Origin of the sequence: Weissella cibaria KACC 11862 (genome assembly GCF_000193635.1) — a bacterium.
Classification (GTDB): Bacteria; Bacillota; Bacilli; order Lactobacillales; family Lactobacillaceae; genus Weissella; species Weissella cibaria.
Map to the genome: position 1 here is coordinate 1 of NZ_AEKT01000026.1, position 25912 is coordinate 25912.

Consider the following 25912-nt stretch of genomic DNA (forward strand, 5'->3'; position numbering starts at 1 on the left):
CGTTTTTAGCGATTACTTAACAGTTGCGTCAAGTTCAGCAAGACGTGCGTCAATGATGTCTAAGACAGCTTGGCGGTTGTCAGCTTCTTCCAAGTCATATTGTTGCAAGTCAATTTTAATCTTAGGTGAAGCATCGTACTCTTCGTACCACTTTTGGTAAGCGCTCCACATCTTGAAGTAGTAACTACGAAGCTCGTCGTTATCTTCAAATTGTTCATAATCACGACCACGCTTCTTAATACGGTACAAAATCGTATCAAAGTCAGCGTCGGCGAATACCATCAAATCAGGACGTCCCTTTTGCATAGTTTGGATTTCAGACATCATGTTGTTTAACAAGGTCATATAGACATCCAACTCAGCATCAGAGATATTTCCTTCGCGGTGGTTTTCTTGTGTGAAGAGGGCATCTTCGTAAATTGAACGATCAAGGACATTGTTGTCGTCGGTCAAGGCCTTCTTAATCATCGCAAAGCGCTTGTTCAAGAAGTAAATTTGCAATAGGAATCCATATTGCTTTGGATCAGCGTAGTAAAGTGGTAACACTGGGTTTTCCCCAACGGGTTCAAAGAATGCTTGCGTCCCCAAATGCTTTGCAATCAAATCAGTCAATGTCGTCTTACCAACACCAATCATACCTGCCGTGATAATCACCATGGTAGTCCTTCTTCCTTCAGAATTTTGTATCTTTATATTATCAAACCACGCAATTGTGTTTGATTTGCTGTTAACTATCTTAGCCAAATTTTGAAATTATATCAACGGCTTGACAAATAAAAAACGTCTGCCATACCGGCTAAAACCGCGGTAGACAGGCGTTTGTTTTAAAGTTAAATGTATGTGTCTATTGTGTGACGAAATTCAACGTTCGGAATTAGTCCTTCTTTGTTGCCAAAGCATCACGGATTTCTTGCAAAACGCCCAATTCAGTTTCAAGAACCGTTTCCTCTTCTTCTTCAACTTCCTTGCTTGTCAAAGCTTGTGCCTTACGAACACCCTTCAAGATGAGGAAGACTGCAAAACTTGTCAACAAGAACGTAATCAAAGTTGAGATAAAGGCCCCAATCTTGATGTCGGCTGACCCGATGTGCCAAACGATAGCAGAAAATGAAATTGATCCAGTTACGATACCAACAAGTGGCATAATCAAATCATCAACAACTGACTTAACAACAGTTTGGAAAGCAGCTCCCATAATAAAGGCAACTGCCAAATCCATCACATTTCCGCGCATAATAAAATCACGGAATTCGTTCATAAAACTACGCATAATATACTCTCCTATGTTCCTTTGGTAAGCTAATTATACCTGTACCGTATTTGGGACAGCAAGTAATAACGTTTAACCACATAAACAAAATTTTGAGAAAAAGACATATTTCTAATAAAACGGCCGAATTGCAGTCGTTCTTTGATACAATGACTATTGGAATAATAGGGGGTATTTAAAATGGTTTACAAAATGTTGGTTTCTGATTTAGATGAAACGCTATTAAATGATGACGGTACGGTACACGCGGACAATTTGGCGGCAATCAAGACGGCTGTGGCTCATGGCTTTAAGTTCGTGCCAAACACCGGTCGTTCCTTTAACTCGGTACAAGCGTTGCTGAAGACGTTGGGGTTGTATGACCAAGCGGGCCAGTACGTAATTTCATATAATGGGGCAGCAATTGTTGAAAATAAGGACAATCAAGTACTTTTGACACGGGGCATGGACCGCGAATTAGCTGCACAAATTTTCCGGGCAGGTTTGGTTAATGACCAGGTCGACGTTCATATTTATACGGTTGACACATTGTTTATTTACAATATTTCACCAACTGATAAACAGTATATGGCTGAACGTGGGGTGCCTTACGAATTGATGGCAAGCGATGATTTGGCTTTCTTGGCGAACGAACAGCCCGTTATGAAAGTTATCTTTGAACATCCTGATCAAGCGGTGCGTGAACAGATTCGGGATGCTGTCTTAGCTGCGGTTGGTGCGGATGCTGTTGAAGCAACGTTTTCATCTTCACGATATGTTGAATTTAATACGAAGGGTGTTGATAAGGGGTCAGCTTCGTTGTTGCTTGGTGAAAAACTGGGTATTCAGCGTGATGAGATTATCGCAGCTGGGGATAATAATAATGACCTCAAAATGTTGACAGCGGTTGGCTTGGGGGTTAGTGTTGCCAATGGTATTCCGGCGGTGCAAGAGGCCGCTGCGGTTGTCACTGAGCGTACAAATAACGAAGGTGCAATTGCAGAAATTCTTGAAAAATACGTACTGAAGGACTTTAAGTAAAAATGGGATTAGCAATTCAGGTTGGTGCCAGTGCCGTTGTCATGGTGCTGTTCATCGGGTTAGCGTACGTAGCGAAAACGTTTATGTGGCCACTTTGGCTGTCAATCATCGTGTTCATTTTGGCCTTTGTGGCAGTGACGGTGTTGATGACACTTTTAACAATGGCCTTGCGCCCGAAAAAGGAGGATGACGATTAGCATGAAAAAGGAAACACTTCGCAATATCGGTAACGGTTTGATTTGGATTGTGGTCGGTATCATCCTGGATTTTGCCATTCAAGTGTCGGGCATGTTTGCTAACCGTGGTGCTGCAAGTATGCTCCACGTGTCCAAAAATAATATCTTACCAATTCTGTTGATGCTGTTCTTTGTGGCTGTATTTACGACAATTACGGTGTTAGTGATGCTGTTTGCGGTGCGAAAAAAAGCGCCTAAAACGGGTTTTCATCCATTTAGAAGTGAAAAAATTGGTTGGGTCGGTAAGGGTTACCTGATGATTTTAGGCGCTGGGGCTGTGTCAGGCCTGCTGCAATATGTATTTACAGGTGGTCGGGTGACGGCGACGAATCAGGCCGCGTTAGAATCAATGGCTAAGGCTGGTGGTGCCTCGCTGCTATTTGTCATTCTGTTGGCTGTTGTAGTAGCACCGTTGGTCGAGGAACTTATTTTCCGTGGTGTCGTCTTAAATTATTTTTTTAAAGATGGACCGTGGTGGCTGAATGTGGTGCTTTCTGGTGTCCTTTTTGGGTACTTTCACGTCTTTCAACAATTCCAATTTTTACCAATGATCCAGTATTCACTTATGGGGGTTGCGTTGGCGGTTGTGTACAAGAAGACTAAGCAGATTCAGTATTCGATGTTGACACATATGCTAAATAATAGCGTTGCGGCCATTAGCTTAATTAGTATGGCTTTGCATCATTAAGGTAAAACGGCATTTCGATGCCGTTTTTTGCATATACCTGGTGTTTCGAAAATGCAACACAAAAGGTGTCTTTGGCACTCCCTTTCTCAGTGCAAGAAGCGGTACAATTAGATAAACTAATACTTGTAAATAGTAAGTAGATTTAATATAAAAACGGACGAAAGAGGATTTTGCACATGGCATTCATGGTTAATTTGAAGGAAGTTTACATCGATCCAGCTGACGTTGAAGCATACTTGACGGAGACGGCAAGCCTTTGGCAAGGTGAAGAAGATAACTACGAGAACGACGCTGTGACATCACAATTCATGGACTTTGTGTACAACAAGGACACGGATGACGCACACTTCGCTTTCGAAGCTGCTGAAAATGAATTGGTGATGCGTAAGGGTAAGGACTTCTACCAATTGATTCGTCAAATCCGTACGAAGGTAGACTCAGAAGTGCCTGCTGATGTCACACCATTGGTCGCACAAACGATTAACCAAAACGTGCAACAAAACTTGCGTATGCGTATGCAAATGGTAAATGGACCTTTCGCACAAACAACTTCACGTGGCTACATTGCCCGTCAACAAGCTGAAGGTAACAACTAATGAAATTGGGCTGGCCATTGTTGGCCGGCCCTTTTTTTCACAGTTAAGCTGATAAATATTCTATGATGACAATAGAAAGTCGAGGTAAATGTGATGTATATTGAACTAGATGATTATGCGATGAATCGTTTGATGAATAATTTTGATCCCAAGACACAAGTGGTTTTACTAGCAGCTGAAGATGGTATCAGTCCTTACAATGATCCGTTGGACATTACAATGGAAACGAGTTTCACAATTAACATTGTTAACAACGATGCCCCATATCAACGATGGTTTGACATGCCGGTTGAGACGAATGCAGGTACCTGGTATATCAAGGCAACGTCTAAGTCGTTGCTTGCTGATAAGATGCAATTACGCAAGAAGAATAACTTCGGTGGTTTGGCATTGGATTCAGTGGAACAAGGGCGCTTGGTTGAGAGTGTGGCAATTAAGGATGCAACGTCCGTTGATATTGCGGCATACGATGCAAATCAAAATGGACCTGAAATCCACTAAAAAACAATAGTTTGTCAGCGCATTCTTCATGATAAGTGACTATAATAGTAACTGTACTAGGGGAACGATCATGGAGGATAAAAATATGACAGAGTATTTACATGTAACGTTTGGGTCTCGAACTGTTTTACAAGACGTCCGCAACCAACACCTTGATCACAAATTACTGCTAACAGTAGATGAAGAAGACAAGGAACGCTACCAGTTGCTTGAAAAGACCACTAATAAGAAGTCAATTTTTGCGATGCCAACCACGTATGAAATTCTGGCTGAACGTGGTGATACCAGCGACTTGCGTGGTTGGATGAATTTCACGTTTATCACGTTAAATGATATGGAGCGTGATAATTTTATTCGACGTTACCAAGCGTATGAAGAAGGCATGACAGAGCCGGGCTTTATTAGTTCTTATTTGTTGCAACGAAACGATAATTCACATCAAATTGTGATGTTGTCAACGTGGAACATGAAGACTGATTGGGAAAATTGGCAAGCAAAGGAAGATTTCCCGCTACGCCAATACGAGAGCAGTAATTCACTATACGGTTTGATGCGCAAACAATATAGTTTTGCAGCCTTCTCAAAGCAGGTCTTTTAATAAAAGTATTCAATAATGGCTAATAATCTGGTATAGTTATTACTGTTATTGATATGCCGTTGTGGCGGAACAGGCAGACGCGCACCGTTCAGGTCGGTGTGGGAGCAATCCCGTGCAGGTTCGATTCCTGTCAGCGGCATTCTTATTAATATTTAAAAACCCCGTTTTACCGGCTTAAGCGCTGATATGACGGGGTTTTTCTTTGTTTTTGTTTAGGCTGTTTTTACCGTGATTTACCGTAAATTTGCTACAAATACCAAACCATTTGCTACAAATTTGCTACAACAATGCATCAACGACTGTTTTTTTCTAAATCGCAAAAATGGTAAAAAATAAGCACGCGGATAATTACTTAACCACATATAATAATAGGTGTGGTATGAGGCATTTTTAAGGGAGGATGCCAAGTAATGCAGTGGATGCTGGAGAAGAAAGAGAATGAAAAAATCGAGCTGTTAGCGTTTTTGAGAGAGCAACTGACAGCCGATATTTCAGTTAAAACGGTGGGCGAAGCGCTGGGGTGGTCAAAGTATTTAACCATCACAGTTGCACACCAGTTAGCTGAGGATTTAATGACAATTTACGATGATGAAGAAGAACCGTTGTTGTCAGTACAACAAGACGATAAAATGTTGCACATGCCGATGTCGCGTCACGTTAATACGGACGCTGTGATGTTGGTGTATTTACGCGAATCACTTTATTGGACGTTTATTAAAGAAGTGTTTTTTGAAACAATTACGTCATACGAAGATTTTGCGGAACGTTTTTTGACAACGGTCAGCACAACCCGCAATATTAAGCGCTATGTGGTGAAACATCTGGCGCCACTTGGTATTGGGATTGATGATGAGTACCGCTTTACGGGCGACGAATCGGCCATCCGGGTCTTTTTTTATCGACTCGCGCTGCGCTTTTTTGGAGATCGTGAGTTTCCGTATGGTGAGGACCTGAAAATCCAAGCAGATGCTGGGATTGATCGGTTAGCGGCTGCGATTATGCCGAAGTCGTATATTCGTGATTCAAAGCGAATTGCATTGCGCTTTTACTATACGATTGCGGCATTACGTGTGCGTACGGGGCATTTCGTCGATCCACACAATTTGGATAATGTCTTACGCCCAAATGATCAAATGGATGCGTTAACGCAGGCGTTGATTCAAAAGATGGTTGCTGATTCATTAACGCACGATACGATTAATGAGGCACAGGCTATCGACGAGGCCCGTGAAACCCTATTTTATTTGTATGCGTTAAATATTGTTGGAGAAACTGATTGGTTCGGCAATTTGACACCGACGTTACAACAACGACTAACCGCCATTGTTGGTGTGATTGGGCAGTACCATGAACAATATTTTAATGCGTCAATGTCGGCAGCAAGTGCAAAAAAAATCAAACGTGATTTATTTGCACCGGTCCTGACATTCGAATTGTATGCCCGTGATAGTGGTCATCGTCGCCGGTTTGATTTACGTGAGGCCTACCGGATGTATCCAGTCTTGGTTGAGATGGCACTCAATGTCAGTCGTGAGATAGCGCCGCTTGTTAAGCAACCGGTTCGTGACGCAGAAGAGTTATTTTTTAGTTATCTCTTTACAGCGTTTGTGGCTCATTTTGAGCCTGCCGTCATTTTTCCGCCGATTAAAGTCGATATCGATATTACCTATCGCCCGGCATTAGAAGTCATTTTGAAGCGAATGATTGCGGGAATGGCGGAGTTTAATATTGTGTTTACCAATCGTTTCGAAGACGACGTCGACTTGGTGATTTCAGATGCCATGTTGACCGATGTGGATAGTCGTTATCGATTTGATTGGCAACATTTACCAAATGTCAAAGAACTTGAACAATTGCGGACGCGCCTTTCTGAACTGAAAGCACAGAAGTTTGCGACCCGGTTCGAGCAACTTGGAATTGCTGAATAGTCAGTCATAGCGTGCATTTGCACGCTTTTTCTTTTTTGAGAAAAATTATTACATTTTGTAATTAGACCCCACCGGTTATGATAAAGGTGTCGAAAACAGGAGGACGTTTTCAACAAAGTACTTGTCACGAAGAATGGGGAAAGAAGAATGACAAAGAAGACAGTAACAACACTTTTGACGGCTACATTGGCATTGAGTGTATTGGCACCTTCAGCATTTGCTGACTCAGCCGTATACTCAAGTAACGCAAAGGTAACATTTGAAGCAACTACGGATCCAACGGCACCAATCGACCCTGACAATCCAGATAACCCAGCGCCTTCAAAGCCTGAGAATCCTGATGGAACGGATCCAAATCCTGGTACGGCTGGACCACTTTCAATCGATTTTGCCTCAAGCCTAGATTTTGGGACACAAAAGATCGCATCAACTGATCAAACTTATACAGCTGCTGCACAAAAGTTTGCAGATGGACACACGGGTTCTAACTATGTTCAAGTAACAGATAACCGTGGAACTGATGCCGGCTGGAACTTGTCAGTTAAGCAATTGGGACAGTTTAACGACGGCAAGAATGATTTGACTGGGGCAACGATGACATTTAACAATGCTAACTTGGTTGCCAGCTCGAGCACAACGGCGGGAACACCAGGTAAGTTGTCACCAAAGTTCACGTTGACACCTGGTGTATCAAAGTCAATTGTTGATGCAGCAGCTAACCAAGGTCAAGGAACGTGGGTTGACCGATTTGGGGATGATAAGTCAGCAGATTCATCAATCTCATTGGCGGTGCCAGGTGCGACGACAAAGCGTGCCGCAGCATACACGTCAACATTGGAATGGACGTTGGCAGAACGTCCAGCCGGTAGCGTTGACTAGTAAAATCACATATTTGAATCGTCGTTTTGGCGAAAAAGACATTAGTCCCACAAACGATGACGTTTGTGGGATTTTACATATCAAGAGGGGAAACAGAGAAAATGAAAATTGGTAAAATTTTAGGCCTAACAGTGTTGGCAACACTTGGTCTACTTGTTGGTGGTAGTCAGACGACAGAGGCAAGCGTCTACACCTTTTCAGTGGTACCGGAATTACCAGAGAACCAGCTTGCAAAAAAGGCGGGCTATTTTGATTTGATGGTTAATCCAGGTGCGACCCAGGATTTAAAACTTAAGTATACAAATAATACGGATCACGCCGTCACGGTGAATGCTGATGTGACAACGGCAACAACGAATGGTGGTGGTGAAGTTGATTATGAGGGGGATCAAAAGAAATTAGACCCAACGCTAACAGCCAAGACCCAGGACATGATTACGGTACCACAAGATGTGACGCTAGCGGCACGTGAAACCAAGGAGGTAACAGCGCATGTCACAGTACCGCAAGCCGGTCTAACGGGTATTTCGTCGGGCGCTTTCACTTTCCGCGACAAGGATTCACAACAACATGCCCAGGCAGCCAGTGCCGGCATGGCGGTGAAAAATGTCTATGCCTTCCAAATTGCCGTTCTGATGCGACAACAAAAAGACACACCGTTTACATTTAATCAAATTCAACGGTCTGGTTTGCAGTTGCATACAGTGGCTGCTGGTCAAGTGAACGCCCGTAATGTGATTAAGGCTAATTTGCAAAATCCATTGGCAAAGTATATTAACGACTTTACAACGGTCGCTATCATTAAAAAGGCCGACAGTGATAAGACGGTATTATCACAAACGAATACGGATCAGCAAATGGCGCCAAATTCAAATTTTGACCTGGCAATCGCGTATGCAAACGGCGCTGCGATGAAGCCAGGCAAGTATGTCCTAGATTTAACAGCATATGGTCAAAAAGATGATCAAGGTGGCTATCAATTTACGGATGCCGCTAAGACGACAAAGTTTGCCCACCGCTGGCATTTTGAAAAGACATTCACGATTACGGGATCAGAGGCAACGCAATACAACAAGGCGGACTTTACGGTTACAAAGGATGCCTTTAATTGGTGGAGTTTGTTAGCTGTACTACTAGCAGTCTTGATTACAGTGTTCTGGTTCATTCTATGGAAGCGCCGTCGTGATGATGAGTAAGAAAGTGAGCAAAACTAATGAGAAAGGGACTAATCAAGATCATGTTGGCAACGCTGGCAGTCTCGCTGACTAGTTATGCGGCACCGGCGTTGGCGGCAACTGTCACCGTCCAAGATTTACAAACGGCAACTAAAATTGGTGAGCCGGCTGCCAATTACGCTGGTGTCGATGAAATGACGAACGCTTTCTTGCCAGGTGGGACGAGTTCTGGCTTTACGAATGGTTGGGCGCAACTGACCAACGGGGGTTCTAATCAATATGGGTCAGCGAGTTTTAAGTATCAGATTGATATGACATCATCGTTTAATTTCAAAGGCGGTTTTAAAACGAGTTCTGGTGGTAATAGTATTTTTGGTCAAGCCGGTGATGCGTTGGGGATGATTTTAGCACCGTATGACCCATCGCAAATGGGAAATGGTACGCCTAATAAGTACTTAGGAATTGGTAAGAACGGGACAACCGGATTCTCAAATGCGATATTCTGGGGAATTGATTTTTACTACAACTCGGATATGGGTGATTCGAACATCGGAACGTCGCTAGGTGTTAATTCGAAGCAATATGCGTCATTCCGACACACTGATAGTGCGGGTAAACTACAAACCATCGGTAGCAACGACCAAGCGCAAAACGTCAGTCTAAGTCGTGGTGGTGATGATGTCGGCTTTGCTTGGGCACCCGTGTCAGTTTCAAGTGACGGTCGTCAAGTGGTTGGTAATATCACGATAACTGGGTACGGCAAGACTTGGACACAAACAGTGACAGTGGCCCGTAACATGGGGTTCTCTGTCTTTGGTTCAACGGGTAATGAAACCTCAACCATGTCCGTCAATATGAAGACGTTTAGCGTGAAGTATGGAACCGTCCAAGCAACCTTTAACGGTGTCGCCGCCAAAACGACGGTTGATGCGAGCGATTTTAAAGCGCCAGTCTTTAATCCAGCCCAGAAGCCAGCGGTGGTGGGAAATACGGTTACGGTGGTGCAAAGTGATGCTGATGTTGATGCGGCAAGCAAGACGACCAAATTTGATCCTAACTTTGTGTATGTTGCACCTAAAGTAGCTGGCTACGATTTTACGGGTGATAACCGCAAAAATTATCAACAGTTTACGATTGCCAACAGTGATGATGATACGAATCACTTTGATTTAACGTATGAAAAGAAAAACAAGGTGACGATTAAGTATCAATATGCCACGCAGCTGGGGACCTATTTTGACTCGGTCACAAAGTCGGGATATGACGGGGATGATTATAGTGTGACCTCACCGGATATTGTGGGCTATAAGCCAGATATCGCAACGGTCACTGGTAAGTTGGGTGATAAAGATACCGTTATTGTGACCTATGCACCGTTGGTTAACAAACCATTGAATCCATTTGATCCCGATTATGCCAAGCCGGTAAATCCGTTGATTCCAGGGACGGATACGCCAGTGGGGAAGGAACAATCAGGCATCTTGACGGTCGACTATGCCTCGACTTTGGATTTTGGAAAGCAAAAAATTTCAGGGCAATCGACAACGTATGCTGCGAGTGCACAAAAGTTTGCTGATGATGCACACAGTACATTGATTGCACCTGTTTACGCGCAAGTATCTGACTTGCGGGCACAAGCGGGTGGCTGGACGCTCCAATTGGCGACGTCAGCGTTGAAAAACAAGACCACGGGCAAGCCGTTGCAGGGGGCATCATTATCGTTTGATAATGCTAAAATGGCCACTACGCCAGGAAAATTGACGGGGAACGTTGTTGACAAGCAAACGGTGGCATTTGGTCAAAGCGCAACGATTATGACAACAAACCAAGCAAACATACCCGGTACTTGGTTGGCGGTTTTTGGTGGCCAATCTGATTTAGGTCAAACTGACGGTCGGGATGTGGATCAGGCCGTCAAGCTGGCTATTCCAGGTGGTAGTGCGCAACAAGGTGACTACACGGCAGATTTAACGTGGACCGTTTTAGATACGGTTGGGAATAAGTAAGATGAAAAAACGACGAATTTTGTTAGGCTTGGTCCTAACATTAGGGCTTTTCGCCCCTTCGGTTTCGGCAGATGGGTTGCCATTTGCGGTGACACCACAACCAATGAAAGCACAACTTGATAAAACGGCGCATTACTACGATTTGAAGACGCACCCGGGACAAGTGGTTGTCCTGAAAATGCAGGTTAAAAATTTAACGCAGACGACGAAAACGGTTCGCATGATTCCCGAACCGGCGCGGACAAATCCGCTTGGTGATGTTGTCTATGATCGCACTGTTGGTCAGGCAATTAACCCGCGACTAGGGTTTGAAAAATTAGCGACAGGTACCCAGAAAATGAAATTATCTGCTGGTCAGACCCGTTACTTGACCGTCAAGGTCCGGTTGCCAAAGACAATGGGGAACGGGGTAATCGCTGGTGGTCTCCACTTTCAAGAAGTGACGGCGCAACGGCAACGTAGCCAACAGCAAATGTTAGCAAATCGCTATGCCTATGTCTTAGGAGTTGTGCTGCACACGGGTCACGTAAAAAAAGTGGCGAAGGTTAATCTACAAGCACGGACGATGGGTCATCAAATTGGTATTGGTATCAATAATAAGGCGAACCAGTTTATTAATCAGGTGAAAGTGACGCAAACCGTGAAAGATGCCAGGGGACACGTGGTACATCAGGCAGCGGTACAGGGTAAGCAATTGGCGCCTAATGTCACGGCAGCTATGACGCTGGATCAACACACGTATCAACCGGGTGACTATCAGGTGACGACACGGTTTACTAGCAAGACAGTGCATCAAACCGTTACGAATAATGTTAAAGTTAAATAGTCAACGAGTAGCCCTTAGCGATGTGCGTCGCTAAGGGCTTTTTGTGATATCACGGGTGCGATGTAAAAATGCTATACAGAGCGATATTAATAGCCGTATAATAAAATCTAGAACCGACGAGGGGAATAAAGATGTTTGATTTAGAAAAACTATCAAAAAAGGAATTACGGCGTGGCAAGTGGCTGACCATTCTGGCGCTGTTTATTGGTGTCGGTGCAATTTCGCCCGTCCAAGCAGCAGCTAGTTCGGCCTTAACGGCTGGACTGCTGGTAGCAATTTTTGTCGCACCAAAAACGGTCTTGCGCTGGATTTTGCCACTCGCATTAATTGCAGCGACCTGGTCTTTTTCAGGGGTGAGCTGGTTGCTACAAATTGTGCTGACGGTGGCCGTGATTGGTGCGCGCCAAGTGCTAGTGGGCCATGTTAAAGCGCCAACTAAATTAACGACTCAGACCAAATTAAAAATTAACGGTCAAGGGTTGAACAAACGGGATTTAACGGTATTTAAAGCCGTGTTTAATCGCACAAACGACAGTGTGACGCATGTTGAACAGCTACTGACTGAAACGAATGGGCTACGCAAGATTGCGACCGAAACCGAAGTGATTCGGTACGCTCGTGGTGTGGTGAAGGAACTCGCAGATGATCCAACGCAGCTGACGGACGCAGACGATTTTGTTTATACACATTTACCTAATATGGAAAAGATTTTGATGACGTATCATGACATTATTAGCCATGAAATGATTGATGAATCTGATAAACAACAATTAGCAGCTGCCCGAGATGTGTTGCGCCAATTGGCTGATCAAATCCAGCAAGATTATCGCCGTATCACGCGTGATGATATTACATCTTTGCAAGATCAATTGGATACTGCAAAACGAACAATGAGGAAATAAACATGACGGAAGAGTTAGTAAAAACACCTGAAGCAACGACCCCCGAGTTAACAGATACGTTGACGTCTGACGAAAAAGCCAAGGCATTACAGTTGGCACAAACCCTTGATATGTCTGCCACAGATTCTGTTTTGACTTATGGCTCTGATGCCCAAAAGAATTTAACGGATTTTTCACAGGGCGTTTTGGATCGGGTGCAAAATCAAGATGTTGGTCCAATTGGGGATGCACTGACGGAATTGATGGGGAATTTGAGTGAAGCGAATCCCAATGAATTGATTCCAGAGAAGCAAGGCTTCTTTGCACGCGTCTTTAAGCGGGTTCAGAAGTCAATTTATGAAGTCACTGCCAAATATCAGAAGATTGGTGCCCAGGTTGATAATGTTGCGGCACGCCTTGATCGCCATAAAGAGACTTTGTTAGCTGATAACAAAATGCTTGACGGTTTGTTCCAACAAAACTTAGATTTCTTCAAGCAACTTAATGTTTATATTGCAGGTGCTGAAATGAAGTTAAGTGATGTTCGTAATCGCGAATTACCCGCTGCCCGGGAAGTTGCGCAAGCGTCAGGTGATCAATTAGATGCCCAAAAGGTGCAGGACTTGGTGCAGTTTGAACAACGTTTAGAGAAGCGCAGCAATGATTTGAAGTTAACGCGTCAAGTTGCCTTGCAACAAGCACCGCAAATTCGTCTGATTCAATCAACCAATCAAGTATTGGCCGAAAAGATTCAATCGTCGATTTCAACAGCTATTCCATTATGGAAGAACCAAGTTGCCATTGCGTTAACTTTGTTGAAGCAAAAGAATGCTGTGGCGGCCCAACGCGCGGTAGCAGATACGACTAATCAATTGCTCCAAGCGAATTCCGAGATGTTGAAACAAAGTGCTGTTGAGACTGCAAAGGAAAATGAACGTGGGGTTATTGATATTGAAACCTTACAAAATACCCAAGCTAATCTGATTGAAACCATTGAAGAAACCATGCAAATTCAGCGTGATGGCCGTCAAAAGCGGGCCGATGCAGAAGTGAAGATGCAGGAGATGGAAACGGAATTAAAGCAGAAACTGCTGGCAATGGCCGACGAATCGGTACCACGCAAGAATGTGAATTAATAAAAAAGCTGACCGAATATGACAATCGGCCAGCTTTTTTCATAGGCTATTCATAAAATCTTTTGATACCTAGGTTGTATAAGCAAAACATTTGACACGATATAATCTGCATATCAATGCCTACATAGATCGTAACAACTTACTATAAAAGCTAGCAGGCCTGATACGAATTTTTCTTAATCATTTTTTAATAAATGGTCAAGGACAGCACATTGTGACTGTCATAGCACTGTAATTTATTCGCAATTTTTCGTAAAAATAGGGGTTACATGTTCACAACTAGACGGCTATAATTGTAGCCATAGGTAGCAGTAACACCGTAGTAGCCGAAAGGGGGCAAATATGGTCACGTTATATACATCACCTAGTTGTACATCATGCCGCAAAGCGCGCGCATGGCTAGAAGCAAACGCAATTCCCTATAAAGAGCGTAATGTTTTCAAAGAGCCATTGACACGAGATGAGATTAAGAACATCTTGCGCATGACGGAAGATGGTACCGAAGAAATTATCTCAACCCGGTCAAAACTTTTTTCTGAATTAGATATTTCATTGGACGACTTATCGTTGGGTGAACTAATTGAAATGATTCAAAAGCAACCAGCCTTACTGAAGCGTCCCTTGATGATTGATGAGAAGCGGATGCAGGTTGGGTATAATGAAGACGAAATTCGTCGATTCTTGCCACACGAGGTGCGACAAGCTGAGTTGGCCCGAGCAACAGCTTTGGCTGATCTGTAAAGTAAACATATCCACCATACATAAAAGGGCCATTCCGATGGTCTTTTTTTACCCCATCATGTCACGTTCGTTTATACTGGGGTGCGGTAGGAAACGTAATGGGTGGGTTAGCACACCTAGAACGCACGTGGTTAATGCTAATATATCGACTATTATTTCGGAAATTTGGTATAATAGTAAGCAAAGCTAGATTCCCGCGGACTGGGAAGGAAAGGGGTGCCCATAATGGAAATGGAACGCATTAACGAGGATACAATTCGAGTGGTGGTGACCAACGATGATCTCGCTGAGCGCAGTATTTCAGTGATTGACTTGCTGGGCAACCAAGAAGAAATTGAACGTTTCTTCTACAATATCTTGGAAGAAGTTGATGTCGAGCATGATTTCGAAAATAATGAGGCGGTTACCTTCCAAGTATTGCCAAACCGTAACGGCTTGGAGTTGTTCATCTCTAAGAATATTGGGGATAAGGCCATGATGGATGGTGTTATCAACTCAATGTTTGGCAATCGTGATGCTGGTGATGTAAACGATGATGTTTCTGATAGATTATTAGAGCAATTGTTAGATAATGACGGTGACGGGGCTAAGAAAAAGCCACAAGCACGCCAGCAACGTGCCGCAGCTGAGTCACGGGCTGCCGACCAGATGGTTAATGCTGCACGCGAATTGGCGCGTGATAAGCAGGGTCGTCGTCAAGTTATTTTGAAGTTTAAAGACTTTGAAGCAATTATCCAATTTGCAAAGATGATGCAAGAAGAAGTCGGTGACTCAAAGGTCATTGAATACAACAAGGACTATTATGTTGAGTTGTCATTTGATGAGTCAGTTTCACAGGCAGGCGTCCAAGATATTACGGCTGTGGCTCGCGAATACGGTGATGTTACGCCAGTGGCAGCTGAAGTACTTGCTGAACATGGTCGCACAATTTTTGGTGAGAATGGTTTAACGCAAGTTTTGTCATTCTTTAAGTAATAGTGTTTTTAATAAAAGCCGGATCGACAGAAATGTCGGTTCGGCTTTTTTCGTGCAATGATAATTAAAATCGCTAGCGGAAGAAAACGCTTTCATTGCCCAAGTGAAAAGCCTGATTTTTGTAAATACTCCCACCTTATTCACAGACTAGAACCCGCCACTTTCACATATAGTTCTCATTATTCGAAACTTTTACAAAATATAACTGTAATATAGTTGTTACAACGAAGCAGGCGATACGCACTATTCTGACAGCCGGCTTTGTTGAACTAAAAACGGCGTACGGGGGATAACATGGGACTTAAATTAGATAGTGACTTCTTGTGGGGTGGTGCCATTGCTGCGCACCAAGCCGAAGGAGCCTGGAATGTCGGTGGCAAGGGCGTGTCAATTGCAGATATTTTAACTGCTGGGGCACATAACCAGCCACGTCAAATTACTGACGGCGTGATTGCCGGATTGAATTATCCAAATCATCACGGGATCTACTTTTATGAGTCGTACAAAACAGATTTGGCGTTGATGGCAGAAATGGGCTTTAAGGCCTTTCGAACATCGATTGCTTGGACGCGTATTTTTCCGAATGGTGATGATGCGCAACCGAATGAAGAGGGGCTACAATTTTACGATGATTTGTTTGACGAAATGAATCGACTTGGGATTGAACCGGTGGTGACGTTAAATCACTTTGAGATGCCATATCATCTGGTTGAAGCTTATGGGGGCTGGTCAGATCGGCGTGTGATTGATTTCTTTGTGACGTATGCGGAGACCGTCTTTAACCGTTATCAGGATAAGGTGAAATATTGGATGACGCATAATGAGATTTCAAATCAGGCGAATTTGGTCGATGAAGCGATGAGCGAGTTCATGATTTGGACCAATTCAGGGTTGCGTTTTCCAGAGGGCACACCAACGGAAGAAAAACTTGCCGCAATGGTGCAAGCTGGGCACTATGAGCTCGTTGCGAGTGCAAAGGCCGTCGCAATTGGACATGCGATTAACCCAGAATTTATGATTGGGGGCATGTTGAATGTGGCGCCGCTATACCCAGCGTCACCAAAGCCAGCCGATAATTTGGCGGTCCAAAAAGCCCGCCAAGCACGCGACTGGTTCTCAGACGTGCACGTCCGTGGCGCATATCCGGCCGAATTTGAAGCCTTTGCAGATCGAACAGGCTTCCGACCGGACATTACTGACGAGGATCGTGCTGTCTTACAAGCTGGTACAGTTGATTATCTGGCAATTTCGTACTATAACTCGTTCGTTGTTAAAGCAACGTCAGCTGGTTATACGGAATTTGAAGAGACGCACGGCTTTGAAATTGTGCCAAATCCTGAGGTGCAGGTCTCAGATTGGGGTTGGGCGATTGATCCACAAGGCCTGCGTTATACGTTGAACGAGCTGAATGATTTGTACCCAGGTCTGCCGTTGATGATTGTCGAAAATGGTTTTGGGGCCTATGACGAAGTGGTTGATGGCCAGGTACATGATCAATATCGGATTGATTATTTGAAGGCCCATATTGCTGAAATGGAAAAGGCAATTGTTAACGATGGAATCCCAGTCATTGGCTACTTGTCGTGGGGACCAATTGATATTGTTTCAGCGGGAACCGGTGAAATGAGTAAGCGTTACGGCTACGTGTATGTTGATTTAGATGATATGGGTGAAGGTTCTGGCGAACGTTTACGCAAGGATTCGTTTGAGTGGTATAAGCAAGTCATCACCTCACAAGGTGTGACACTATAAAGAAAAGTAGAGGATTTAAACATGGCAGATAAGGTAATTATGTTAGCGTGCGCCGCAGGTATGTCAACGTCAATGTTGGTACAACGGATGCAAGATGCAGCAAAGGCAGCCGGTAAGGACTACAAGATTTTCGCGAAGTCAACGGCAGATATTGACAGTGAATTAGCTTCAGCTGAAAAGCCAGATGTGTTGTTGCTTGGGCCACAAGTGCAATACATGAAGAATGAAGTTAAGAAGAAGACTGATGAAGCCGGCATTCCAATGGATGTTATCAACATGATGGATTACGGCATGATGAAGGGTGATAAGGTTTTGGCAACAGCCGAGGCTATGATGTAATCACATCAGACGATACTAAATAGCGAACAACGGGGGGATATAGCCATGGATGACGCACGTATGGAAGTTGTTATGGGATTGATTATGCACGGCGGTAACGCAAAGGGCCAGGCTTTCCAAGCGATTCAATTTGCGAAGGAAGGCAAGTTTGATGAAGCTGAGGGTGCTTTGAAGCTCGCAAACGAAGAGTTGAAAGCGGCGCACGATGTGCAAACGGATATGCTAACTAAGGAAGCCCAAGGTGAGCACACAGAAGTTGATCTCTATATGGTTCACGGCCAAGATCATTTGATGAATGCCATTACGTTCCGCGACATGGCTATTGAACTCATTGAGTTGATGAAGCGTGTGCAAAAGTTGGAGGGGTAATTGTAATGGTTAAAGGATACCAAATGCCTGAGGGGTTCTTATGGGGAGCTGCCGTTGCTGCGCATCAACTTGAAGGCGCTTGGGATGTTGATGGCAAGGGCGTGTCGATTGCTGATGTGATGTTGGCCGGCAAAAATGGGGTGCCCCGTGAAGTAACGGATGAAGTTTTACCGGATGGTAACTATCCGAACCACCGGGGAATTAATTTTTACGAGTCATATCCACAAGACTTTAAGTTGATGAAGGAACTGGGCTTAAAGGCTTTCCGCACATCAATTGCATGGACGCGTATTTTCCCGAATGGGGATGAAGAAACGCCAAATGAAGCCGGCTTGGCTTACTATGACAAGATGATTGATGCGATGATTGAAAATGACATCGTGCCAGTCATCACGTTAAGCCACTTCGAGATGCCGTTGCATCTGGTTAAGAAGTACGGTGGGTTCCGTAACCGTCAAGTCATTGATTTCTTCTTGAAGTTTGCCGATACGGTGATGCTACGTTATGGGGATCGCGTCAAGTATTGGATGACCTTCAATGAAATTAATAATCAAACGTCTTGGATGGATCCGCATCCAATGCTGCAAAACTCAGGATTGCTAGATTATCAGGCAGACGAAGCGCAAGAACTGATGTATCAAGCGTCACACTACGAGTTATTGGCCTCCGCATTGGTGACAAAGCGGGCCCATGAAATCGCACGTGAGATGGGATGCGAATTATTGGTCGGTGATATGATTGCCATGAATCCAGTTTATCCAGCTTCCTCAAAGCCAGAAGACATTTTGATGGCAGAACGGGCGATGCAGTCGCGTTATTTCTGGGGTGATGTCCATGCAACGGGTCAGTATCCAAACTGGCTAAAAAAGTTCTGGGCACACAAAGGTTTCAAAATCGATATTACACCGGCTGATGAAAAAATTTTGGCTGAGAATACCGTGGATTATGTGGCCTTTTCATACTATATGTCTTGGACAGTATCCGATACTGGCGATGAGTGGTTGGAATATGATGAGGAAGCGAATCACGGTGACAACCCATTCTTGCAGAAGTCAGATTGGGGCTGGCAAATTGATCCAGTTGGCGTCCGTTGGGCGATGAACTGGATGTGGGATCGTTGGCATAAGCCAATGTTTATCGTCGAAAACGGCTTTGGTGCCTATGACGAATTGACCCCAGAACATGAAGTGCACGATGATTATCGCATTGCCTATTTCCAAGGGCATATCCAAGCGATGGAGCGGGCCGTTGCCTTAGATGGCATTCCGCTAATTGGCTATCTACCATGGTCAGGAATTGATATTGTGTCGGCCTCGACAGGTGAAATGTTGAAGCGTTATGGCTTCATTTATGTCGACCTGGATGACATGGGCCAAGGATCGGGCACGCGCTATCGTAAGGACTCGTTTAAGTGGTATCAGCAAGTGATTGCCTCAAATGGAGAGGATTTGGGGTAGGTTAATCAAATTGAGAATTGGTGATGACATGCAAGTAACGATACGAAATAAGTAGAGGAAAACAACATGAATAATTTCATCAATGAAAAGTTGTTGCCGCCAGTTATGAAATTCGTTAACACGAAGGCGGTTACGGCAATTAAGAATGGAATGCTTTACCCAATTCCATTCATTGTGATTGGCGCGGTCTTCTTGATTTTGGGACAATTCCCAATTCAAGCGGTCCAAGATTATTTAAATGAAATTGGTTTAGGTCCAATTTTCATGCAAGCTAACAACGCGTCATTTGGTATTATGGCATTGTTTGCCGTATTCGGTATTGCGTACTCATGGGTGCGTGATGAGGGGCACGATGCAGTGCCTGCCGGTATGTTGGCCATTGTGGTCGATATCATTTTGCAACCGGATACAGTTAAGTCGGTCACTAGCATCGCGAACCCAGAACGTGTCTCAACGGTTTGGCAAGTGTCAGGTGTGATTGATAAGGCATGGCTTGGTGGTAAGGGTATGATCGTGGCCATTATCGTTGGATTGTTGGTTGGTTGGTCTTATTCATGGTTCATGAAGAAGGGCTTTACCATCAAGTTGCCAGAACAAGTGCCTGCTAACGTTGCGGCGTCATTTACGGCTTTGATTCCAGGTGCTGCAATTGTTACGGTCGCAACAGCCATTTATGGTATCTTCAAGCTTGGCTTTAATACAACGATGGTTGAGTGGATTTATGCCACGATTCAAACACCATTGCAACACGCAACCGATGGACCGTTGGGTGTTGTCGTTGTCGCCTTCTTGCCAGTGTTCTTGTGGTTCTTCGGTGTTCACGGTGCCACAATCGTGGGTGGTATCATGACGCCATTGCTATTGGCAAACAATGCTGATAACTTGGCTTTGTATAAGGCTGGTAAGTTGACTTTGGATAACGGGGCGCACATTGTGACGCAAGCCTTCATGGATCAATTCATTACGGTGACTGGTTCAGGTATGACAATCGGATTGGTTATCTTTATGTTGGTTCGTGCCAAGTCAGTACAAATGAAGACGCTTGGAAAGTTGGAAATTGTCCCAGCTTTGTTCAACATCAATGAACCAATCTTGTTCGGATTGCCATTGGTTTTGAACCCATTGTTGGCTATCCCATTCATTTTGACGCCATTGGTTTCAGGTTTCGCGACGTATGCCGTGATTGCAATGGGTATTATTCCACCATTTAATGGTATGTATGTACCATGGACGACGCCCGCAATTGTGTCAGGTTTGATTGTCGGTGGTTGGCAAGGTGCGTTGTGGCAAGCGGTTATGCTTGTGATGACAGGATTCATGTATTACCCATTCGCTCGCAAGTACGACAAGGTATTGCTTGCTGAAGAACAAGGTGATGCACAACCATCAGCCGCTGATATTGAAAAGTTGGAAGAAAACCCAGCTAACTAAATTTAACCTTGATAAGAGTATCACTCGTTCTGAGTGGTGCTTTTTTCTTTATTTTGGACAAATGTCGGTCACATGCGTCTATCTTTGTTGGAGGTGATGAAATGTACATTGCACAAACGCTTGGCACAACCGGGCTAATGACGGCGGATAAGGCTGATAAACAATGCAATTATGTTTGTCCAGGGTGTCAGACTCCGGTGACAGTCAAAAAAGGCCGCCTTAAACAAGCTCACTTCGCGCATACAAGCTTACAAAAATGTCAGGCATTAGCTGAAGGTGAATCAGCAGTTCATTTGCTAGGTAAATTAGCGATGGTTGACTTCTTCGAAAGTATTGGTGGCCGAGTGGTGTTGGAGCCTTGGTTACCTGAGATTCAACAACGGCCGGACTTGCTCGTAACGTTTGACAATCGACAAGTGGCGATTGAATTTCAATGTGCGCCAATCAGTGCTGAACGGGTGCAGCGTCGTACCGCTGGTTTTGCTAAGCTTGGGTTGGATGTTGTGTGGGTACTAGGGCCAACCTACCAGCAACGAAAATTACAACAAGCGACACTGGCGAAATTTGCGCGGATTCGACACGAGACGCTACAAGTAGCGCTATGGCGCGGAAAAGATGGGATTCAATGGCGGGAATGGTGGACAGTGGATGGCCGGACGCATGTTGGCCAGGAGGATTATTCCGATCCGATTAGGCAATTGGCGAAAATTCAGCAACAGGTTGTGCGTCGTGACCGGCGCATCAGGCAACTGCAAAAACAACTTTATCAGCAAAATCGGACAGTCACCGGGATTCCAATTTGTTGTCATATCAGGCAGCCACTACCGGGCGGTTTAAAGACGCCTCATTGGATTTTGGCCACGCAGCTAATCACAATACTCGAGAAGGCACCATGTCCTGCTGAACAACTACTAACGGTGATTGAACGGGCTGAATGGTTCGCTTTTGGGGCCACCCCTGCTAGCGCTGTTGCGAAGCTGTGGTTAACGCAGTTGTTGGTGTTATGGCAGTCGATGGGGGTTGTGCAAGTAACAAATGACCGCTGGCGTCTGGTCACAAATGTACAGTGGTTTGCAGATTTCAATCAAAAATGTCGAGAATTACGTTCTCACGTGCATACTGTTGGCAGTAAGTGATAGAATAAAGCTAATATTTTTGAAATGAGGTGGCGAGCAATGGCCAAAGAATTACCATTACGAGATGCATTGCCTGAGTCAATGACTTGGAATTTGCAGACAATTTTTGCTTCTGATGAAGCGTGGGAAGATGCCTTTGAAGAATTGGCCGATCGGTTAGAGTCAGCGGATTTCTTCGTCCAATCAGCAACGACGTCTGGTACAGATTTGTACAATGCGTTGCAATACGGTTTGGGTGTGATGCGTGACTTAGAAAAGCTGTATGTCTATGCTTCAATGAAGTCAGACCAAGATACAGCCAACGCTTATTATCAAGGGTTGAGCAATCGAGCTGAAGCCTTGGCAGCACGTGTTTCGGCAGCCATTGCATTCTTTGATCCAGCTGTTTTGTCACTTTCAGAAGCTGAATTAACGGCCTTTTTTGAAGCAGAGCCTAAGCTGGGGGCGTATAAGCATTACTTCGAGAGCATCTTGACGCAACAAGGTCACGTCTTAACGCCAGACCAAGAAGCATTGTTAGCTGCTGCTGGGGATGTTTTTGGGGCGTCAGAACGGACATTTGGTGTGTTGGATAATGCCGATATTAAGTTTGAAGCTGTTGCCAACGAAGATGGTGAACTGGAGACGTTGTCAAACGGTGTCTATTCACGTTTATTGGAGTCGACTGACCCGGAAGTACGTCGAAATGCTTTCCAAACGTTCTACAAGTCATATGTCTCACTTGAAAATACCTTTGCATCTTTGATTGCCAGTCACGTGAAGGGTCATAACTTTATGGCGGCGGTTCACAACTATGATAATGCGCGTGAAGCTGCTTTAGCTGGTAACCATGTGCCAGAAGTGGTGTACGATACATTGGTGGCGGAAGTAAATGAAGCGTTGCCGTTGTTGCATCGTTACGTTGCCCTCCGAAAGCAATTGTTGGGCTTGGACGAATTGCACTCATACGATTTGTATACCCCAATTTTGGGCGAACCTGACTTTACGATTGATTACGAATCTGCCCAGGCTGAAGCATTGAAGGCGTTGGCACCATTGGGCGAAGATTATCTGGAAGTTGTCAATACAGCCTTTGATAATCGTTGGATTGATGTCATTGAGAATAAGGGCAAGCGTTCAGGAGCCTACTCGGGCGGTTCATATGATACAAATCCATTCATTTTGCTGAACTGGGTTGATAACCTGAACAATTTGAGCACTTTAGTTCACGAAATGGGCCACTCAGTGCACTCATATTTGACTCGTCAAAATCAGCCTTACCACTACGGCGATTACCCAATCTTCTTGGCTGAAATTGCGTCAACGACGAACGAAAACTTGTTGACGGATTACTTGCTTAAGACGGTGACGGATAAGAAGTTGCGTGCATATATCTTGAATCAGTACTTGGATGGTGTGAAGGGAACGGTCTTCCGTCAAACCCAATTTGCAGAGTTTGAGCAATGGATGCACGTGACGGATGCGCAAGGCGTGCCATTGACTGCTGATGTTTTGGATGAGGCCTATGGTGAACTTAACCGACGTTACTACGGCCCAGCCTTGACGTTTGATGATGAAATTGCGCACGAGTGGGAGCGTATTCCACACTTCTACTACAACTTCTACGTGTTCCAATACAGTACTGGTTTTGCTGCTGCGACGGCAATGGCGGATAAGATTTTGACTGAAGGGGCACCGGCTGTGGCGGCTTACAAGGAATACTTGAAGGCCGGATCATCTGCATTCCCAATCGATGTGATGAAGAAGGCCGGGCTTGATATGACTAAGCCAGATTACTTGCGTGATACATTCAAAGTGTTCGAACAGCGCTTGAACGAATTTGAAGCGTTGGTGGCAGAATTAGCTGCTGAATAACTAATTGACGCAATTAAAAAAGCACAATCTCATCGAGATTGTGCTTTTTACGTTTGGTAGAACGGCAGTGAAGCCATTCTTTTCGTGTTTTACTTAAACAATACCCAGTACAAAGTTGAAGCGACGATTGCACCAGCGATTGGGGCCAAGATGGCAACCCAAGCGTACTCCCAGTGTGATGATCCCTTGAACTTCAATGGTAATAGGGCGTGGACCAATCGTGGCCCAAAGTCACGGGCGGGGTTCAAACCTGGCCCAGTTGCACCACCTAATGACGTAACCAATGTTGCAACCAAGACACCAAGTGCTAGACCAGCGATCCCCTTATAAGCTTCAGATGACGTAATACCCAAAGCGCCGAACACCAAGACGAATGTACCAACGAATTCGTTGATAAAACCATTCATTCGTGAGTTAGCAGCATCAGTCGTTGAGAATGGTGCGAAAACGGCGTCAACGTTTGTTGTCAAATCAAAGTATGGCTTATATGCAGCCACAACCAACATTTGACCAAACATAGCACCCAAAACTTGGGCGATAATGTATGGCAAAACTTCTGACCATGGGAAGTCGCCCACAACGGCCAAGGCCAACGTGAACGCTGGGTTAATTTGAGCAGAGAAAGCACCAAATGCCATTGCTGGGATAGCCACACCAGCACCGTAACCAACGGCGATGTTCAGCCAACCAGTTTCTTCTCCCTTTGTGTTCTTCAATTCTGTGTTGGCAACGGCTCCGTTACCCAATAAAACCAAAAATGCTGTTCCAAAAAATTCAGCGAACAAGCGCACTACTAATGAGTGGTCCATAATTCCTCCAAAAAAATAAAAAGTGACATGTTTAACCAAAACAAATTATGTCGCATTTCTGCGCACACACGAACGCTTACCAATTTATCAAATATTTGTTGTTATAACAAGGAATTTTAAGGGTTTTTAACAAGTTTGTAAAAATGTGCACATGATACGAAGTGACTGTGAAAGTATCCCAGGCTTAGTTTACCCGAATGGATAATCCATACACACAACAGACTAATAATATTAGATTCACTTTCATTGAAACGCTTTCAATAAACAGGTAAAATTAAAGATATCAAATATGTTTGGAGGCAGAACTATGACACCAGGTCAAATTGCATTAATTATAATCGCAGTCGCGGTTTTGTTATTGGTGCTATTTATCGGTTTGTTCCTTGTGCGTTTGACGCGCACATTGGGTGTAATTACCCGTGATGTCGATATTATTGCGCGTGAAGCGAATGATATTATGGCAAACGCGAATACTTTATTGAATGACGTAAATGGCAAGGTCGCCACGATCGACCCCGCTTTCCAAGCGGTGGCTGATTTAGGCACATCGGTTTCAGAATTGAACGCTGCAACCCACGATTTGACTGGCAAGGTGAAGAAAACAGCTTCATCACGGGGTGCCAGTGTTGCATCAGCGGTAACCGCAGTTAACGGATTCCGTAAAGCACGTAAGTCTCAAGCATCATCAAGTAAATAATTGGAGGGTAAACGCATGTCTAAGGGTAAGGGATTTCTAGCAGGATTGTTGTTTAGTGGGGTAGCTGCCGCAGCTGGGTACGCCTACTACAAGAGCTTGTCAGCTGAGGAGCAAAGCAAGTTGAAGGCAAAGGTTGATGACGTTGTTGTGGATGTGCGCGACAAGGCAGTAGATTATACGTATGCTGCAACAGATGCCGTTGCTTCAGTTCGGGATCGTGCCGATGAACTTGTGGCTGAGAAGGGATTGGACGGTAAAGTTGCTGATTTGAAGTCGCAAGCGTCTGAAAAGACGGCCGGCCTACGCGCTAAGGCGGATGATTTGAAGGCCCAAGCACAAGATTTAGCTGACCAAGCGAAGTCAAAGGCGTCAGAGGTTAAGGATCAAGTCCGAAGCAAGGTTGCACCAGAGTTAGCTGATGAAGACATTGACATTGTGTTGGATCCAACAGCACCATCTTTGTCAGAAGCATTCGATGATTTAGAAGAACCTGTTGCGGTTGAAGAAGCAAAGACGATTACGCCTGAAGTTTTGGAACCAACACAAGGTTTGTCAGAATCAGGTAAGAAGGGCTTGTCAGAGCTTTAATAACCAAAATGAAAAGACGACGTA

The 25912-nt window shown here is 44.5% G+C and carries 27 protein-coding genes and 1 tRNA gene; 25 read left to right on the forward strand and 3 right to left on the reverse strand.

Annotated features, from left to right (window positions below):
- Positions 1–12: 12 nt before the first annotated feature.
- Both ESE_RS0105460 and mscL read right to left on the reverse strand, forming a co-directional pair.
- Complete coding sequence (locus tag ESE_RS0105460; RefSeq protein WP_010372451.1) at positions 13–657, reverse strand: deoxynucleoside kinase; 645 nt, start codon at positions 655–657, stop codon at positions 13–15.
- A 217-nt stretch (positions 658–874) separates the two neighbouring features.
- Entirely contained in the window at positions 875–1270 is a 396-nt protein-coding gene (gene mscL, locus ESE_RS0105465) for a large conductance mechanosensitive channel protein MscL (RefSeq protein WP_010372453.1), read from the reverse strand.
- A 180-nt stretch (positions 1271–1450) separates the two neighbouring features.
- Between mscL and ESE_RS0105470 the strand changes: the two genes are divergently transcribed.
- From ESE_RS0105470 to pepF, 23 genes are all read left to right on the forward strand, one after another.
- A complete protein-coding gene (locus ESE_RS0105470) occupies positions 1451–2290 on the forward strand; it encodes a Cof-type HAD-IIB family hydrolase (RefSeq protein WP_010372455.1) in 840 nt (279 codons plus the stop codon).
- Between the two features lie 2 nt (positions 2291–2292).
- Positions 2293–2487 (forward strand): hypothetical protein, encoded by a 195-nt coding sequence (locus ESE_RS0105475; RefSeq protein WP_010372458.1) that lies wholly within the window; start codon positions 2293–2295, stop codon positions 2485–2487.
- Position 2488: 1 nt separating this feature from the next.
- Positions 2489–3214, forward strand: a complete 726-nt coding sequence (locus ESE_RS0105480; RefSeq protein ID WP_010372460.1) for a CPBP family intramembrane glutamic endopeptidase — start codon at positions 2489–2491, stop codon at positions 3212–3214.
- Between the two features lie 176 nt (positions 3215–3390).
- The gene (locus tag ESE_RS0105485) at positions 3391–3810 is read left to right on the forward strand and encodes a hypothetical protein (protein WP_010372463.1); all 420 of its coding nucleotides are present in this window, start codon (positions 3391–3393) and stop codon (positions 3808–3810) included.
- 93 nt (positions 3811–3903) lie between these two features.
- Positions 3904–4311 (forward strand): iron-sulfur cluster biosynthesis family protein, encoded by a 408-nt coding sequence (locus ESE_RS0105490; protein WP_010372466.1) that lies wholly within the window; start codon positions 3904–3906, stop codon positions 4309–4311.
- An 85-nt stretch (positions 4312–4396) separates the two neighbouring features.
- The gene (locus ESE_RS0105495; RefSeq protein ID WP_010372469.1) at positions 4397–4909 is read left to right on the forward strand and encodes an antibiotic biosynthesis monooxygenase; all 513 of its coding nucleotides are present in this window, start codon (positions 4397–4399) and stop codon (positions 4907–4909) included.
- A gap of 55 nt (positions 4910–4964) precedes the next feature.
- Positions 4965–5048: transfer RNA gene (locus ESE_RS0105500), tRNA-Leu, on the forward strand.
- A gap of 271 nt (positions 5049–5319) precedes the next feature.
- Positions 5320–6837, forward strand: coding sequence for a helix-turn-helix domain-containing protein (locus tag ESE_RS0105505; protein WP_010372472.1), 1518 nt, complete (start codon positions 5320–5322; stop codon positions 6835–6837).
- Positions 6838–6984: 147 nt separating this feature from the next.
- Entirely contained in the window at positions 6985–7716 is a 732-nt protein-coding gene (locus tag ESE_RS0105510) for a WxL domain-containing protein (protein ID WP_010372475.1), read from the forward strand.
- A 101-nt stretch (positions 7717–7817) separates the two neighbouring features.
- Positions 7818–8912, forward strand: coding sequence for a WxLIP family cell surface protein (locus ESE_RS0105515; RefSeq protein WP_010372477.1), 1095 nt, complete (start codon positions 7818–7820; stop codon positions 8910–8912).
- Between the two features lie 17 nt (positions 8913–8929).
- On the forward strand, positions 8930–10897 hold the full coding sequence (locus ESE_RS0105520; protein WP_080553234.1) for a WxL domain-containing protein: 1968 nt from the start codon (positions 8930–8932) through the stop codon (positions 10895–10897).
- 1 nt (position 10898) lies between these two features.
- Positions 10899–11723, forward strand: coding sequence for a WxL protein peptidoglycan domain-containing protein (locus tag ESE_RS0105525; RefSeq protein WP_010372482.1), 825 nt, complete (start codon positions 10899–10901; stop codon positions 11721–11723).
- 131 nt (positions 11724–11854) lie between these two features.
- A complete protein-coding gene (locus ESE_RS0105530; RefSeq protein WP_010372485.1) occupies positions 11855–12625 on the forward strand; it encodes a 5-bromo-4-chloroindolyl phosphate hydrolysis family protein in 771 nt (256 codons plus the stop codon).
- 2 nt (positions 12626–12627) lie between these two features.
- The gene (locus tag ESE_RS0105535) at positions 12628–13740 is read left to right on the forward strand and encodes a toxic anion resistance protein (RefSeq protein WP_010372487.1); all 1113 of its coding nucleotides are present in this window, start codon (positions 12628–12630) and stop codon (positions 13738–13740) included.
- 342 nt (positions 13741–14082) lie between these two features.
- The gene (gene spxA / locus ESE_RS0105540; protein ID WP_010372490.1) at positions 14083–14481 is read left to right on the forward strand and encodes a transcriptional regulator SpxA; all 399 of its coding nucleotides are present in this window, start codon (positions 14083–14085) and stop codon (positions 14479–14481) included.
- A 225-nt stretch (positions 14482–14706) separates the two neighbouring features.
- The gene (locus ESE_RS0105545) at positions 14707–15456 is read left to right on the forward strand and encodes an adaptor protein MecA (protein WP_010372493.1); all 750 of its coding nucleotides are present in this window, start codon (positions 14707–14709) and stop codon (positions 15454–15456) included.
- A gap of 294 nt (positions 15457–15750) precedes the next feature.
- A complete protein-coding gene (locus ESE_RS0105550) occupies positions 15751–17208 on the forward strand; it encodes a 6-phospho-beta-glucosidase (RefSeq protein WP_010372495.1) in 1458 nt (485 codons plus the stop codon).
- 21 nt (positions 17209–17229) lie between these two features.
- Positions 17230–17547: a PTS sugar transporter subunit IIB gene (locus tag ESE_RS0105555; protein WP_010372498.1), complete on the forward strand. Its 318-nt coding sequence runs from the start codon at positions 17230–17232 to the stop codon at positions 17545–17547.
- Between the two features lie 45 nt (positions 17548–17592).
- Entirely contained in the window at positions 17593–17916 is a 324-nt protein-coding gene (locus ESE_RS0105560) for a PTS lactose/cellobiose transporter subunit IIA (protein ID WP_010372502.1), read from the forward strand.
- A 5-nt stretch (positions 17917–17921) separates the two neighbouring features.
- Positions 17922–19373, forward strand: coding sequence for a 6-phospho-beta-glucosidase (locus ESE_RS0105565; RefSeq protein ID WP_010372504.1), 1452 nt, complete (start codon positions 17922–17924; stop codon positions 19371–19373).
- 66 nt (positions 19374–19439) lie between these two features.
- Positions 19440–20804: a PTS sugar transporter subunit IIC gene (locus tag ESE_RS0105570; RefSeq protein ID WP_010372507.1), complete on the forward strand. Its 1365-nt coding sequence runs from the start codon at positions 19440–19442 to the stop codon at positions 20802–20804.
- A gap of 101 nt (positions 20805–20905) precedes the next feature.
- Positions 20906–21940, forward strand: a complete 1035-nt coding sequence (locus ESE_RS11885; RefSeq protein ID WP_010372510.1) for a competence protein CoiA — start codon at positions 20906–20908, stop codon at positions 21938–21940.
- Between the two features lie 39 nt (positions 21941–21979).
- Positions 21980–23794, forward strand: coding sequence for an oligoendopeptidase F (gene pepF, locus ESE_RS0105580; protein ID WP_010372513.1), 1815 nt, complete (start codon positions 21980–21982; stop codon positions 23792–23794).
- An 89-nt stretch (positions 23795–23883) separates the two neighbouring features.
- Here pepF and ESE_RS0105585 read toward each other — a convergent pair whose 3' ends face one another.
- Positions 23884–24603 (reverse strand): MIP/aquaporin family protein, encoded by a 720-nt coding sequence (locus ESE_RS0105585; protein WP_010372516.1) that lies wholly within the window; start codon positions 24601–24603, stop codon positions 23884–23886.
- Positions 24604–24910: 307 nt separating this feature from the next.
- On the opposite strand from ESE_RS0105585, the gene ESE_RS0105590 reads away from it, so the two are divergent.
- Together ESE_RS0105590 and ESE_RS0105595 are read left to right on the forward strand one after the other, a co-directional pair.
- Positions 24911–25300, forward strand: coding sequence for a DUF948 domain-containing protein (locus tag ESE_RS0105590; protein ID WP_010372520.1), 390 nt, complete (start codon positions 24911–24913; stop codon positions 25298–25300).
- Between the two features lie 15 nt (positions 25301–25315).
- Positions 25316–25888: a hypothetical protein gene (locus ESE_RS0105595; protein WP_010372524.1), complete on the forward strand. Its 573-nt coding sequence runs from the start codon at positions 25316–25318 to the stop codon at positions 25886–25888.
- Positions 25889–25912: the final 24 nt, after the last annotated feature.